We start from the raw sequence: 14206 nt of genomic DNA, 5'->3' as shown, positions 1-14206 counted from the left end.
GAAATGACCAAGCCCTCCCTCTCCGATCTGACCCAATCGCTGCTCGAGGCCGCGAAGCGCGCAGGCGCCCCGGCCGCCGATGCCATTGCAGTCGATGGGCGCTCGGTTGCGATCGATGTCCGCGAAGGCCGTCTCGAACAGGCCGAGCGGTCCGAGGGCGTCGAGATGGGGCTGCGTGTCCTCCTCGGTGGCAAGCAAGCCTGCGTTTCCGCCTCCGATATTTCCGCGCGCACCTTCGAGGAAATGGCCCAGCGCGCGATTGCGATGGCCCGCGAAGCGCCGGAAGATCCGTTCATCGGCCTCGCCGATCCCTCTCAGCTGACCGACCGTCGCGATGCCGACGGAATGGAACTGGCCGATCCGAGCGCCGAGCCCTCCGCCGAGGCACTGCAAAGCGACGCGCTCGAAGCCGAAGCAGCCGCGCTCGGTGTCGAAGGCGTCACGCAAGTTCAATCCGCCTCCGCCGCCTATTCCTACCGGCGTGTCCATGTCGCCGCCTCCAACGGTTTCGCGGGCGGCTACGACCGCAGTTCGCGCGTTGTCTCCGCCGTCGCGATTTCCGGCGAGGGGCTTGGGATGGAGCGCGACTGGGCCGCCGAGAGCCGTGTTTTCCAGTCCGACCTGCCAACCGCGCAGGAGATCGGGCGACTGGCCGGTGAACGCGCTGCCGCCCGCGCCAATCCGCGCCGCCCGAAAACCGGTGCCTATCCGGTGCTGATCGACGAGCGCGTCTCGGGCAGCCTGATCGGGCATCTGCTGTCCGCGGTGAACGGGCAGGCAATCTGCCGCGGAGCCTCGTGGCTGCGCGACGCTCTGGACGACCAAGTGCTGCCCGACGGCCTGTCGCTGATTGAGGAGCCGCATCGCAAACGGGTCTCCGGCTCGCGCCCCTTCGACGCGGAAGGGCTCGCTACCGCGCGCCGCGCCATCGTCGAGAACGGCGTGCTGAAAAGCTGGACGCTCGACCTCGCCTGCGCGCGCAAGCTGGGGCTGCAATCGACGGCAAATGCCAGCCGCGGCACCTCTTCGCCGCCCTCGCCCGGCATCGGTAACGTGACCCTGACCCAAGGCGACAAGACCCGCGAGGAACTGATGGCCGAAATGGGCACCGGACTTCTGGTAACCTCCTTCATCGGGGCGACGATCAACCCCAATACCGGTGATTACTCGCGCGGGGCCTCGGGCTTCTGGGTCGAAAACGGCGAGCCGGTCTATCCCGTCAACGAGTGCACGATCGCGGGCAACCTGCGCGACATGCTCCGCAGCATCCGGCCCGCGAATGACGCGCGGATGCATCTGAGCCATATCGTGCCCTCGCTTCTCCTCGAAGGGATGACGCTTGCCGGAGACTGATCTTCCCCTGCTCATCGAGGCCGCCAAAGAGGCCGGTGCGCTCGCGCTCACATACTGGAAAAAAGCGCCCGAAGCCTGGGACAAAGGCGACGGGGCCGGTCCGGTGTCCGAGGCCGATCTAGCGGTGAACGCGCTACTGGAAGAGCGCCTGCGCGGCGCCCGGCCCGATTACGGCTGGCTGTCCGAGGAAAGCACCGACGATCCGGCCCGTCTTGCGGCGCGCTCGACCTTCATCGTCGATCCGATCGACGGCACGCGCGCCTTTCTCGCCCATGATGGCGGCTTCGCACATGCGCTGGCCGTGGTGCGCGATGGCGCGGTCGTGGCGGGCGTGGTGCATCTGCCGGTGCACGATCTCACCTATTCGGCATCGATCGACGGTCCGGCTTGCCTGAACGGGGAGCCGCTGCGACCCGGTGCACAAGAAGTGCTGTCCGGCGCGACGGTTCTGACCTCGAAACTCTCCGACAATCCAAGCTTCTGGCGGCACGGTCAGCCGGATTATCAGCGCCATTTCCGCTCGTCACTGGCGTGGCGGCTATGTCTGGTGGCCGAAGGGAGGTTCGACGCGACGATCTCCCTGCGTCCGGCGTGGGAGTGGGACATCGCCGCCGCGAGCCTGATCGCGCAACGCGCCGGGCTTCTGGCAACGGATCGCAATGGACGCACGCTGCGGTTCAACCGCTCCCCGCCACAATCGAGCGGGCTGGTCGTCGCCAACCCGGTCCTCCATGAGAAATTCATCGAGAATCTGGCGTTTTGGCCTGATTAGGGTCTACCAGCGCAGCACGCGCTTCCCGAGCAAAGCACCCACAAGCATCACGACGACGATCCCCGCGCCATACCACGTGACGTAGAACAACGGGCTGTCCTCGGTGCAGTGCAAGGCGTAGATTGCGGTACCCATTCCTCCGGCGGCGAGCCCCGCGAGCGCCCCGGCCCGCGCCGGGCGCGTCACCGCCCCTTTGCGCAGGCTCACGAGAAGCGCGGCCAAGGCCGGGAAGGACAGCATCGGAACGGAAATCAGACAGGGCAGGATCGTCTCACCCTTGAAATCCGCCATCCGCTGCCCGTCGGGCGTGGTCAGGTAGGCATAGGCCAAAAGCGCGGCGCCGAGTGCCGGGAAGATCCAGAGCCACCCGGTCGACACCTTCGCCGTGGGCTGTCCCAGGCGCACTGCCATCGGCGTCACGAGCACGGCCAAGACCAGCGGCAGGTAAAATTTCGGGGCGATTTCCGGCGTCATAAGGGTCTGTTGCAGCGGAAACCGCAAACCGTAGACCGAAATCACGAACAGCGCTGACAGGAAAAGCGCCGGCACAAGCCAGCGGCCCAGCACCTGTTTCGGGCGGGGTTCGTGCAACGTGTCCTGTTGCAATACGGATATCAGGTCTTCGGTCTTCATATCTCGATCAGCCTCTCGCGAAGCGCGGCCAGTTTTTTCAACGAACGATGCAGCATCACGCGCACCGCTCCCTCACTCATATCTAACGCATCGCCGGTTTCCGCGATGCTTTTCCCTTCGAGCCCGATGGCGCGCACCAGTTGCGCTGCGCGGGGCTCCAGATGGGTCAAAAACGTCTCTATATCGGCCTTTTCTGTAGGATCCGCCTCAGGCGCGGCGGGCAGCACCTCGGCGAAGTCCTCGACCGGAAGATGGATACGTCGCCCGCGTTTGCGAAAGGCGTCGACCACCTTGTGTCGGGCGATTGCGTAGCACCACGGCGCAGCAGGCTCATCTTCGCGCCAAGTGTGACGCTTCAGATGGATGGCGAGCAAAACCTCCTGCACAACGTCCTCGCAATCAGCCTCTGACAACCCTCCGCCACGCGACCGCACCACCGAGCGAAGCACGGGGGTCACGGCTTGCAGGAACAAGCCATAGGCGCGCTTGTCGCCCGCATTCGCAGCCCGCAGGAGCTGCGACCAATCTGCCCGCCGATCATGCATCATCGCCGTCCCTTCGTTCGCGATCATGCCTTCGTTACAGCCGGAGCGAAAAACTTTTTTCGTTCACGCTGGCGTGAGCACCGTAACGACGCCGTGACCTCTCGCGAACGGTGATCAGGGCCGCAAGAGGCCCCAACCAATCAGGGAGACTACCATGAAGACCGAAACTACCCTTGGCTTTGCCGCTGCTCTGACATGCGCGATGGGGCTGGCCAGCGCCGCCCATGCCGAAGATCAGGCGATGGAGAAATGCTACGGCGTCGCGATGGCCGGGCAGAACGATTGCGCCGCCGGCCCCGGCACCACCTGCGCCGGCACCGCGACTATGGATTATCAGGGCAACGCCTGGAAACTCGTCCCGGCAGGCACCTGCACCTCGATCGAGACGCCGCACGGCATGGGCTCGCTCGAACCGAAAGAGATGTGACGCCAAGCGGGGCGTGCGGTCGGCGTGCGCCCCGTTTTCTCATCCATGGAGGCTGCCATGACACTGCCACGCAAAGCGGGCCTCGGCTTCAAGCCAGAGCACTTTCCCGCCATATCAGAGACGAAACCGGACCTCGGGTTCTTCGAAATCCACGCGGAAAACTATATGGGCGCGGGCGGGATGCCGCATGCGATGCTGGAGCGGCTGCGCGCGGACTACGCGCTTTCGGTGCATGGCGTGGGCCTCTCGATCGGCGGGCCCGATCCGCTGGATCGCGACCACCTCGCGCGGCTCAAGGCGCTCTGCGACCGATACGACCCCGAGAGCTTCTCGGAACACCTCGCCTGGGCAAGCCATGGTGGCGTCTGGATGCACGATCTGCTGCCCCTGCCCTACACTGCGGAAACGCTGGCGCTGATCTGCGATCACGTCGATGAGGTGCAGGAGCATCTCGGCCGCCGGATGCTGCTCGAAAATCCGGCGACCTATGTACTCTTCGACAATTCCGAGATCCCCGAGACCGAGTTTCTGACCGAGATCAGCCAGCGGACCGGCTGCGGATTGCTGTTGGATGTGAACAATGTCTTCGTGTCCTGCGTGAACCACCGACAGGATCCGCGCGCCTATCTCGAGGCGTTCCCGCTGAACCGTGTCGGCGAGGTCCATCTGGCAGGCCATGAAGAGGAAGAGCTGCCCTCCGGGCCCCTGCTCATCGACAGCCACGGGCGCGAAGTCGCGGAGCCGGTTTGGTCACTTTACGCCGAAACAGTCTCTAACACTGGACCGCTACCGAGCCTTATCGAGTGGGACAACGACGTGCCGGACTTCGCCACCTTGATGGCAGAGGCCAAGCGCGCGTCGATGGTCCTGTCGAGTGACCACCATGCCCTCGCATCGTGACTTCGCCCGCGGTTTCCGCGAGGGCCTGGCCGGAGGGCCCGCGCCGCAAAACGCAACCGCCCAAGATCCGGCCGAGATCGAGCGCCGCTTCGACGTTTACCGCAACAACGTGGCGCATGGGCTTACACAGGCCCTCGCGCGGCATTTCTCGGCGATCGAGCGGCTTCTCGGCGCGGATTGCTTCAGGGGGCTAGCCCGGGCCTATATCGCCGAGCACCCGCCGCGCACGCCCGTCCTGACCGAATGGGGCGGCGCGTTTCCGGCCTATCTGGCAGATGAACCTTCGCTGCAGTCTCTGGGCTATTTGCCCGACGTCGCCCGCATCGAATGGGCGCGCAGCCGGGCCTATCACGCAGCCGATTCAGAGCCTATTGCGCGGGAACGCCTGCAAGAGACAGCCAAACGCGCGGGCACTCATCTGTGTCTTGATCTGCATCCGTCGGTGCAGGTTCTTCAGCTCCTGACACCTGCGGGTTCGATCTGGGCCTCGCAACAACCAGGTGGCCCCCCTCCACCGCGGGCGACCGAATGGAGGCCGGAGACACTGCTGATTGCGCGGCGCGGGATCGCTCATGTAATCACGTCCGTCGTTCGTAGCTCGACCGGTCGCTTCGTCTCGACCCTGTGTGCAGGCGAAACCGTCGCCCGCGCACAAGACCGGGCGGGAGCGGATTTTGACCTCAACGCAGCGCTTCTGCTGCTGCTGGAGAATGCGCTGATCGTCGGCGCGGGCATCGAAAAAGGAGACGCCTCATGACCGATGCGATCGAGATCAAAACGTCAAAACAGGGTCTATTCAGGCTGTATCATAGGTTTTCCGATCTAGCCCAGCGCCTACCGGAGGAGATTGTTCTGATCGGAGCGCGGCTCTTTCCAGCGATGGTGTTCTGGATGTCCGGGCGGACGAAGGTGGAAGGGTTCATGATCAAGGATTCCACCTTCACCCTCTTTCAATACGAATACGACCTGCCCCTCATTCCGCATCAATGGGCGGCGGTGCTCGCGACATTCTCGGAGCATTTCTTCCCACTTCTGCTGATCCTCGGCCTTGGCAGCCGACTTGCAGCGCTCGCGCTTCTGGCAATGACGCTGGTGATCCAGTTCTTCGTCTATCCCAGCGCATGGGTGACGCATGGGCTTTGGGCAATCGCGCTTCTGACGGTTCTGATGAAGGGCCCCGGGCGGCTTTCTTTCGACAAGCTCCTTGGATTGGAACGCTGAGCCTTGCTCTCCCCGCCTGCACGATTATGTGTGAGCGCAAAGGAGAGCGGATGCGCGAGAGCGACGATATCGAAGCGGCCATGAACCATGCCGAAAGCGACGGTCGCGGCCACCAGCCCGACCCGGCGAATACGCGGTTGTTGCGCGATGCGCTCGCGCAGTTCGCGACCGGAGTGACCATCGTTACCGCCTGCGCGCATGACGATGCGCCGGAGCCAGTCGGGATGACGGTGAACAGCTTCGCCTCGGTTTCGCTCGATCCGGCGCTGATCCTTTGGTCGGCTGCGCGCTCCTCGTTCAGGCATGCGCATTTCACTGCAACCGATGCCTTCGCGGTGCATGTGTTGCGCTACGATCAGGAAGCGCTGGCAAAGCGGTTCACGAAGCGCGGCGAGGGGTTCGAGGGGCTATCCTACAGGCTGAACGCGGCCGGTGTACCGCTGATCGACGACACGCTCGCCCGGTTCGAATGCGTCACCGAGGCGCGCCACGACGGCGGCGATCACACGATCATCATCGGCCGCGTCACCCGCTTCGTTAAAGGCGCAGGGACTGATCCGCTGCTCTTTGCGGGCGGCCAGTTCGGGCGGTTCCTTCCCGATCAGCGTAGCTGAGCGATCTGCCGCGCAAGCTGCGTCACCGCCGCGCTGTTCGCTTTTGCGATGGCCTGCGGTTCCTGAGAGCCGACCGGCACCGTGAAATCGAACCGACGCACCGTTTCGCCGCTGCGCTCATAGCCGTTCGCCGAGACGAAATAGACGCCTGAGACATGCAGCAGACCATCGGCGCCCGGCAGCATCTGCTCGATCCGGACCTCGATCTTGCGCGTGGGCGGATCGGCGAGCGGCCACGGCTCGGAGATCACCGTAGCGCCGGAGAGAGACGAAATCTGCCGCGCCAGCGCCAGCGTCACTGACCGCGCCGGATCATCCGCCCAGAGGTTGTCCGGGTTCGAGCGCAGCGCCCCGTCCGGGGTCTGGAAGGCGATCTCCTGTCCGCCCGCGTAGTCCGGCAGCGACACCTCGCGCAGTTCGGCCCGGCCAAGCCGGTTCGGCAGCGCCTTTTCCGCGGTGGGCGGGTCGATCGGATAGCGTGCGATCTTCTCGGGATCGGAACAGGCCGCGAGGCCCAGGAGGCATAGCGGGATCAGGCTCAGAGCTTTCATCGTCATCTCCTGTTAGCGGCCCAGAATGAAGGACTGCGGATTTCGTTCGATCATACGCGCGAGCGAGCCGATGTTCGAGATCGCCCGACGCAGCTCACGTAGTGTGCTGAGGGTTTCGTTCGAGAAGTTGGATCCACGGCCATAGGTCGCGACGAGCGCCTGCGCCTGATCGACCAGCGATTGCAGCTTCTGCGTCAGTTCCGGCAGGCGGTCCGAGGCTTTCGACACCGAATTCGCGGCGTTCTGCGCCGCATCGAGGGTCTGGTTCAGCTTGTCGGCGGCATTGGCCTCCTTCAGCTGGTTCAAGATTGCTGCCGTCTGCGTCAGCGTATCGTTGAGCGATTGCGGAAGGTCCTGCGTGCCGGGCTTGTTCAGCAGCGCGTCGATACTGGCGAGGATCGTGTCGAGCTTGTCGCCCACGTCCTTGAGCGGCATATCCGCGATCGCAGAAGCCGCGCGATCCGCGGAAGCGAGCGTCTTGTCGAGACCCGAGATTTCTTCAAGCACCGAGGAAGCAGCCTCTGTCACCCTGTCGAGCGCGGATACCGTCTTGTCTGCGGCATCCTTGTTGTTCAGATCGGTCGCGAAGGTCTTGAGCTGCTCAAGCAGGCCGGACAATTCGCGCGGCACCTTACGGGTGTCTTCGCTCTCGGCCACGGCGGAGATCGAGTCGAGTGTGCGGATGGCGGAGTTCATCACTTCCTCGATCGGCAGGCCTTCGATGCGCTTGAACACCCCTTTCGCCGATTTCGCCAGATCGTTCTCGGCCGCAGGCGCGGTCGGGATCGTCGGATAGGGATCGGCATCCAGATTCATCTCGGCATTCGGTAGATCCGGCACATCGGTCAATTCGATCACCATGGTGCCGCCCAGAAGGCCGGTATTCGCGATACGCGCCCGCAAGCCGTTCTGGATTTCGCCCTGCAGGAACTGGGTCACGGCCTCTTCGCCGGCGTCGCGCGACAGCCCGAGCCGGTCCGGCGACAGGGCGATCGTCAGCTGTTGCTGCGCGTAGCGCTGACCGGTGCTGTCCTTGCGGATCTTGATCGCGAGCGCGGTGACCTCGCCCGCCTCGACGCCCCGGAACTGCACTTTCGAGCCGACTTCGAGCCCTTGCACAGGGTCGTCGAAGAGCAGCGTGTATTTTGGCGGATCGACCACATCGGACTGGAAGACAGAGTTTTCCGCAGTGTCCTTGCTGTCATAGAGCCGGAACGCTTGTTGATCTTCGACGATCCCGCCGCCGCTGGTGAAGGTGTCGAACTCCACCCCGCCCTGTACCAGCGTCGCAAGCGAGCGCACGTCGAGGCTGAGACCCGAGGTATCGAATTTCACGGAGAAGCCCGACGTGTCCCAGAACCGGGTCTGGGTGGTGAGCAGCTTGTTATGCGGCGCTTCGATGAATGCGTCCACGATCACGCCGGAGCCGTCGTCGTCGAGCCGCAGGTTCTGAAGATGGCCCACGGTCAGCCCGTGATAGAGAACCGGCGCCCCATCTACGATCCCGCCCGCGTCCTTCGCACGCAACTCGATGATGGTGCCCTTGCTCGGATCGGGAGAGACCGGCGGCTTGTCCAGTCCCTGAAACAGGGTCTGCGAACCGTTGGGCTTGTTGTTCCAGAAGCCCTCGATATAGGTGCCCGACAGCACCGTCCCAAGGTTCTGAATACCACGCGCCGACACTTCAGGGCGGACCAGCCAAAATTTCGCATCCTGATCGACGTAAGGTGCGACCTCGTTGTCGAGGCGCACGCCGAGCCGCACCTGCTCCAGATCGTGGGTGAACGAGACGCTCTCGACCTTGCCGACCTCGACCTCGCGGAACTTCAGAGGCGTGCCCACCTCGACCCCGGTCGCGTCCTTGAAATCGATATGGATCAGCTCCCCGCGATCCGCGACCGTCTTCCAGGCGACACCAAGCGTGATCAGCAATGCGATCAGCGGCACGATCCAGACCACGGAAAGCCGCGTCCAGATCGGGCGCGGGGCGTTGGAGGTTTCCAGTTCTGCCGGGCCGGTCTCGGGGGTGTCGTTCATGAACTCACTCTGTCAGGGCCGCGCCAGATCAGGCGCGGGTCGAAGCTTTGTGCGGATAGCATGGTGAATGCAACCGAGAGGGCGAAAGACGCGGCGGCAGGGCCGGGATGGATCGAGGCCACGAAGCCAAGCTGCACCAGCGCGGAGAGGATCGCCACAACGAAGACGTCGATCATCGACCATCGACCGATGAACTCCACCACCTCGTAGAGGTGCAGATGAGGATGACCACCCTTGCGGCGCTCGTTTCCGACCGCGATGGCGAGATAGGCGATGGCGATGAATTTCCCGATCGGGATCATCACAGAGGCCCCGAAGACGATCAGCGCCACGCCGTAATTGTGATGCCGCCATAGCTCGATCGCGCCGCCGACGATGGTGTTTTTCTGCTCGTGACCGAGCGTCGCGGTGACCAGCATCGGGTAGAGGTTGGCCGGGATGTAGAAGATCAGCCCCGCGAACCACCATGCCCAGACCCGCTGCAGCCCGGTCTTGTCGACCTTGTGCAGCGTCGCGCCGCAGCGCTCGCAATGCGCATGATCCGGCGTCCAGACCCGACCGCAGCGGGTGCAGCCGATCAATCCGGCATCGGTGGCGGTCAGCACGTTCATTTTCGCTCGATCGCGTCCCATATCGTCCATTTGCTGACAAAGGAGTTCTTGAGCGCGATCACGATGATGAGCACGCAGAAGGCCCAGAAGGCGGGCCCGAGCGACACCTTGGCGAGACCCCCGAGTTTCACCAGCGCCACCGCTGTCCCGATGATGAAGATCTCCGCCATCGCCCAGGGCTGGCTCTCTTCGGCGAGGCGAAACATGGTCGCGGCGTGCTTCCATGCGGGCTTGCCATTGGCGAGCGGCCAGAGCGTGTAGATCAGCGCGACGAAGCGGAAGATCGGCAGCGCCACGATCATCGACAGCACGAAGAAAGCCAGAGGCGCGATCCAGCCGTCGGAAAACGCCATCGCGACGCCGAAGATCGAGCTCTCGTGACTCAACCCGCGGGTGGAGATTTCGAGGAAGGGGAAGAAGATCGCCCCGATCATCAGGATCATCCCGGTGAAGGAGAATGCGACGACGTGCAGAAAGGACCTCTCGCGCGGCGAGATCAGAACGGTTCCGCAGCGCACACAGGTCGCCCGCTTGCCGTCGGGCAGATGCGTGGCGCGGTACAGCGCGTCGCATTGCGGACAGGCAATCAGATCGGCCGGGTCAACGTTCATTGTGTTCGGGTCCCCATCCATCCGCCAAATCTAGCGACTGCCAGCGCCACGACAAGGGAAGACGCCGATAGCGCGCTTTTTATCCATCAATCACCTGTTAACACGCGACCACTATAGCGGACGCGGGTGAAAAGAGGTGGTGGAATGAGCAACCGCGAAAACGCCGCGCCAATTATCATCAAGCGCAAGAAGGTCACCGGCGGCGACGGACATCATGGCGGGGCGTGGAAAGTCGCCTACGCTGATTTCGTCACTGCGATGATGGCGTTTTTCATGCTGATGTGGTTGCTGAACGCGACGACCGAGAAACAACGCAAGGGCATCGCGGATTACTTCAATCCGACGATCCCGATCAACCGGATCTCCGGTGGCGGCGAAGGGGCTTTCGGCGGCGATTCCGTCTTCTCCGAGGATCAGATCGCGCAGACCGGCACCGGCGCTATCTCGCAGCGCCCGACCGAAGAGCGTCAGGCCCGCGGCGAGAAATCCGCCGAGGACATGCAGAACAGCGACAAGGCCGCTTTCAAGGAGGTGGCCCGGGCCATCGAACAGGCGCTGATGGGCGTCGGCGGAGAGTCGATGGTCAGCGAGCAGCTCGCCCGCCACATCGTGACCCGGGTGACCGACGAAGGTCTGATCATCGAGATTTCCGATCTACCCGACGCGCCGCTGTTCGTCGGTGACACGGCCAGGCCGCAGCCGGTACTCACCGATCTGGCGAAGATCCTTACGCGGGTCTTCTCGATCGTCGCGAATAACGTGGCGATAAACGGCTACACGAAATCCTATCCGAAAATGTTGGCCAAGGACCCGGTCTGGGAGCTTTCGGCCGCGCGTGCGCAAGCGATGCGTGAATTGCTGAACGGGGCCGGGTTCCCTCCCGAGCGCTTGCAGCGCGTAAGCGGCTTCGCCGATCGCAAACCGAAGGTCGCGCGCGCGATGGATCTGCGCAACAACCGTCTCGAAGTGATCGTTCTGCGCAATGGCCGGTAAGGCGCCCTTAGCGAAGAGGTAACCACAGAGGTAAAAGGACGGACTCGTTAGGGCGATCTTAAATACCCGCGCGAAAGGTAAGGGGAATTTCGGACTTAGCAGCAGAAAGGCGCATCCATGTCCATTTCTTCCTCGCTCAATGCGGGCGTGGCCGGCTTGGCCGCGAATGCCACCCGCCTTGCAACGATCTCGGACAACATCGCCAATTCGGGCACCTACGGCTACAAGCGCGCCGTCACCGAATTCGAGAGTATCGTCATCAATCAGGCCGCGAAGACCGGCTCCTATTCCGCCGGTGGCGTCCGCGCAGCCACGAGCCGCTTGATCGAAGAGCGTGGCTCGCTCGTCTCGACATCGAACGCGCTCGATATAGCGGTGTCGGGCCGCGGCATGCTCCCCGTGATGACTGCGGTCGCGCTCGACAATTCGACGGGAGACGAGCCGCTGAAGATGACGACGACCGGCGCCTTCCGCAGCGATGTGAACGGGACGTTGATGACGGAATCCGGCCTCGTTCTCCTCGGTTGGCCCGCCAGCGCGGACGGGACGATCCCGACCTTCGCCCGCGACACGATGTCGGGCCTGGAACCCGTCGTGATCAATGCCAACCAAACGGCCGGCGACCCGACCACGACACTCAATCTCGGCGTCAACCTTCCCGCCACCGACACGGAGGCCGGGGCGAGCGGCGATACGCTGCCGCTCTCGGTCGAATATTTCGGCAATCTCGGAACCTCCGAAACACTCGATATCACCTTCCACCCGACGGTCCCCGCAACTGGCTCCTCCAACGAATGGGCGATGGTCATTCGGGACAGCGCGACGGTCGATGATCCCGGCACCGCCGGAATCGATGAAAGCGTCATCGGGCGCTACGTGCTGACCTTCGACGACAGCCGCAGCAGCGGCGGCACCCTCGCCTCCGTCAATGTCATCGATGGTGGCTCCTACGATTCCGCGACCGGCACGCTCGATCTCACCGTGGCAGGCGGACCGCTCAGCGTCACGATCGGCAAGATCGGTGATACCAACGGGCTGACCCAGCTATCCGACAGCTTCTCGCCCACATCGATCACGAAGGATGGCTCGCCAGTCGGTAATCTCACTGCGGTCGAGATCGACAAGGACGGCTATATCAAGGCGACCTATGACACCGGCTTCATCCGCACCGTCTACCAGATTCCGCTCGTCGACGTGCCCAATCAGAACGGCTTGATCGCGCTCGACAACCAGACGTTCGAAGTGTCGTCGAAGTCGGGCTCCTTCTTTCTCTGGAATGCTGGCGACGGTCCCACAGGCTCGATCGAGGGATATGCCCGCGAAGGATCGACAGTCGACGTCGCAGAGGAGTTGACCAATCTGATCCAGACGCAGCGCGCCTATTCCTCCAACGCTAAGGTGATCCAGACGGTCGACGAAATGCTGCAGGAAACCACCAATATCAAACGCTGATCCTGATCGGACCGGCTAAAGGAGGTCAAAATGGGAATCTCGCAAACGCTGTCCAATGCCTTGTCGGGGCTCACCGCGGCTTCGCGTATGGCAGAGGTCGTCGCCTCCAACACCGCGAATGCGCTTACCGAAGGTTACGCCAGGCGCGAGGTTTCACTTGGCGCCCAGATGGTCGGCCGGCAAGGCGCCGGAGTCCGCGTTCTGAGCGTGGATCGTATCGTCAACGAGACTCTTCGAAGCGATCTTCGCCTCTCCGAGGCCGCAACACAAAACGCGTCGCTCCGCTACGATTTCCTGTCGACCTTCGAAGCCCGTATCGGCACACCAGAGGACGCGAGCTCCCTGTCGTCCAAATTTGCGCAGTTTGAAGCTTCACTCGTTGAGGCTGGCAGCCGCCCAGAAAGCGAAGCCCGCCTAGCCACTGTGCTGGACTCCGCCCGGGCCGTCACGGATCACTTGAATGCGCTTTCGGCACATCTGCAGGACAGCCGAATGACTGCAGACCGGCAAATCGCGGCACAGGTCGACACCCTGAATACCGCCCTCTCGCAGGTCGACGAACTCAACGCTACGATACTGGCTGGAAAGGCCGCGGGCCACGACACGAATGCGCTCAAGGATCAACGCCAAACATTGGTCGACCAGATCTCCAGCATCGTCCCCATCCGGCAAGCCGCCCGCGAAAACGACCAAATCGCCCTCTTTACCACGGGCGGCGCCGTTCTTCTCGAAGGGAACCCCGTAGAAATCGGTTTCACATCAACCGGCATTATCACACCGGATATGACCTACGTCGGAGGCACCCTCTCCGGCTTGACCCTCAACGGAAACGCCGTCTCAATCGACGAGGGCCGCTTCCTCGGCGGCGGATCACTGGGTGCTCTCTTCACGATCCGTGATACGCTCGCCCCAGACCAGCAAATCCAGATAGATGCACTCTCTCGCGACCTCATTGAGAGGGTCAGCGATCCGGCGATCGACCCGACACTCAGCGGCGGCACAGCAGGGCTTTTCACCGATGATAGAGGCCCGCTCGATCCGCTCGATGAAACCGGCCTCGCCGGCCGGATCGCTATCAACCCGCTTGCGGACCCTGAACAAGGCGGCGCGCTCTCCCTGCTGCGCGACGGGTTCGGTGCCGCCTCCCCCGGCCCTGTGAGCAACGCGGAAAATCTTTTTGCCCTCGCCTCCGCCTTCACGACCCCATCCGCGCCCAGCTCTGGCAATTTCGGTTCCTCGCGTCATTCGAGCGCGGAACTTTTCGCGAGTTTTCTCTCCCAAGTGACGAGCGACCGACAACGCAATGAAGCGACACAAACCTACGCAAAAACCCGCTACGATACATTGAAAGAACAGGCGCTCGCGGATGGTGTCGATACAGATCACGAAATGCAGAAACTTCTGCAAATTGAAGAACTTTATAGCGCCAACGCGCGGGTCATCCAAACCGCGGACGCGCTGATCAAACAGCTTCTGGAGATTTGAG

At 63.1% G+C, this 14206-nt stretch carries 16 protein-coding genes; 10 read left to right on the top strand and 6 right to left on the bottom strand.

Going from position 1 to position 14206, the window contains the following annotated elements:
* Positions 1–3: 3 nt before the first annotated feature.
* Together DEM26_RS10150 and DEM26_RS10145 are read left to right on the top strand one after the other, a co-directional pair.
* Entirely contained in the window at positions 4–1353 is a 1350-nt protein-coding gene (locus DEM26_RS10150) for a TldD/PmbA family protein (protein WP_075776691.1), read from the top strand.
* Positions 1340–2125, top strand: coding sequence for a 3'(2'),5'-bisphosphate nucleotidase CysQ (locus tag DEM26_RS10145; protein ID WP_109172320.1), 786 nt, complete (start codon positions 1340–1342; stop codon positions 2123–2125). Before DEM26_RS10150 ends, DEM26_RS10145 begins: the two co-directional genes overlap by 14 nt.
* A 3-nt stretch (positions 2126–2128) precedes the next feature.
* Here DEM26_RS10145 and DEM26_RS10140 read toward each other — a convergent pair whose 3' ends face one another.
* Both DEM26_RS10140 and DEM26_RS10135 read right to left on the bottom strand, forming a co-directional pair.
* Positions 2129–2758 (bottom strand): NrsF family protein, encoded by a 630-nt coding sequence (locus tag DEM26_RS10140; RefSeq protein ID WP_109172319.1) that lies wholly within the window; start codon positions 2756–2758, stop codon positions 2129–2131.
* Positions 2755–3330: a sigma-70 family RNA polymerase sigma factor gene (locus DEM26_RS10135; protein WP_233243067.1), complete on the bottom strand. Its 576-nt coding sequence runs from the start codon at positions 3328–3330 to the stop codon at positions 2755–2757. Before DEM26_RS10135 ends, DEM26_RS10140 begins: the two co-directional genes overlap by 4 nt.
* 127 nt (positions 3331–3457) lie before the next feature.
* On the opposite strand from DEM26_RS10135, the gene DEM26_RS10130 reads away from it, so the two are divergent.
* The 5 genes from DEM26_RS10130 to DEM26_RS10110 all read left to right on the top strand — a co-directional run bounded on the left by DEM26_RS10130 (position 3458) and on the right by DEM26_RS10110 (position 6465).
* Entirely contained in the window at positions 3458–3730 is a 273-nt protein-coding gene (locus tag DEM26_RS10130) for a BufA1 family periplasmic bufferin-type metallophore (protein WP_075776694.1), read from the top strand.
* A 57-nt stretch (positions 3731–3787) separates the two neighbouring features.
* Entirely contained in the window at positions 3788–4630 is an 843-nt protein-coding gene (bufB, locus tag DEM26_RS10125) for an MNIO family bufferin maturase (protein WP_109172318.1), read from the top strand.
* A complete protein-coding gene (locus DEM26_RS10120; RefSeq protein ID WP_109172317.1) occupies positions 4614–5387 on the top strand; it encodes an HvfC/BufC N-terminal domain-containing protein in 774 nt (257 codons plus the stop codon). Before bufB ends, DEM26_RS10120 begins: the two co-directional genes overlap by 17 nt.
* Positions 5384–5851, top strand: coding sequence for a DoxX family protein (locus DEM26_RS10115; protein WP_088723521.1), 468 nt, complete (start codon positions 5384–5386; stop codon positions 5849–5851). Before DEM26_RS10120 ends, DEM26_RS10115 begins: the two co-directional genes overlap by 4 nt.
* Positions 5852–5931: 80 nt before the next feature.
* Positions 5932–6465 (top strand): flavin reductase family protein, encoded by a 534-nt coding sequence (locus DEM26_RS10110; protein ID WP_233243077.1) that lies wholly within the window; start codon positions 5932–5934, stop codon positions 6463–6465.
* Here DEM26_RS10110 and DEM26_RS10105 read toward each other — a convergent pair.
* The 4 genes from DEM26_RS10105 to DEM26_RS10090 are packed head-to-tail and all read right to left on the bottom strand — an operon-like array spanning position 6453 to position 10275.
* On the bottom strand, positions 6453–7016 hold the full coding sequence (locus DEM26_RS10105; RefSeq protein ID WP_075776698.1) for a PqiC family protein: 564 nt from the start codon (positions 7014–7016) through the stop codon (positions 6453–6455). The genes DEM26_RS10110 and DEM26_RS10105 overlap by 13 nt on opposite strands.
* Before the next feature lie 12 nt (positions 7017–7028).
* A complete protein-coding gene (locus tag DEM26_RS10100; protein ID WP_109172315.1) occupies positions 7029–9053 on the bottom strand; it encodes a PqiB family protein in 2025 nt (674 codons plus the stop codon).
* Positions 9050–9664 (bottom strand): paraquat-inducible protein A, encoded by a 615-nt coding sequence (locus DEM26_RS10095; protein ID WP_233243066.1) that lies wholly within the window; start codon positions 9662–9664, stop codon positions 9050–9052. The genes DEM26_RS10100 and DEM26_RS10095 overlap by 4 nt, the downstream gene beginning before the upstream one ends.
* Positions 9661–10275 (bottom strand): paraquat-inducible protein A, encoded by a 615-nt coding sequence (locus DEM26_RS10090; RefSeq protein WP_075776767.1) that lies wholly within the window; start codon positions 10273–10275, stop codon positions 9661–9663. The genes DEM26_RS10095 and DEM26_RS10090 overlap by 4 nt, the downstream gene beginning before the upstream one ends.
* 144 nt (positions 10276–10419) lie before the next feature.
* On the opposite strand from DEM26_RS10090, the gene DEM26_RS10085 reads away from it, so the two are divergent.
* The 3 genes from DEM26_RS10085 to flgK all read left to right on the top strand — a co-directional run bounded on the left by DEM26_RS10085 (position 10420) and on the right by flgK (position 14205).
* The gene (locus DEM26_RS10085; protein WP_109172314.1) at positions 10420–11268 is read left to right on the top strand and encodes a flagellar motor protein MotB; all 849 of its coding nucleotides are present in this window, start codon (positions 10420–10422) and stop codon (positions 11266–11268) included.
* Positions 11269–11385: 117 nt separating this feature from the next.
* Complete coding sequence (locus DEM26_RS10080) at positions 11386–12720, top strand: flagellar hook protein FlgE (RefSeq protein ID WP_075776701.1); 1335 nt, start codon at positions 11386–11388, stop codon at positions 12718–12720.
* A 30-nt stretch (positions 12721–12750) separates the two neighbouring features.
* Positions 12751–14205, top strand: a complete 1455-nt coding sequence (flgK, locus tag DEM26_RS10075; RefSeq protein ID WP_109172313.1) for a flagellar hook-associated protein FlgK — start codon at positions 12751–12753, stop codon at positions 14203–14205.
* Position 14206: the final 1 nt, after the last annotated feature.

It is taken from the genome of Thioclava sp. NG1 (assembly GCF_003122275.1).
GTDB lineage: Bacteria > Pseudomonadota > Alphaproteobacteria > Rhodobacterales > Rhodobacteraceae > Thioclava > Thioclava nitratireducens.
The sequence above is the reverse complement of the archived record's forward strand: the minus strand, read 5'-3'. Positions and strand labels throughout refer to the sequence as shown.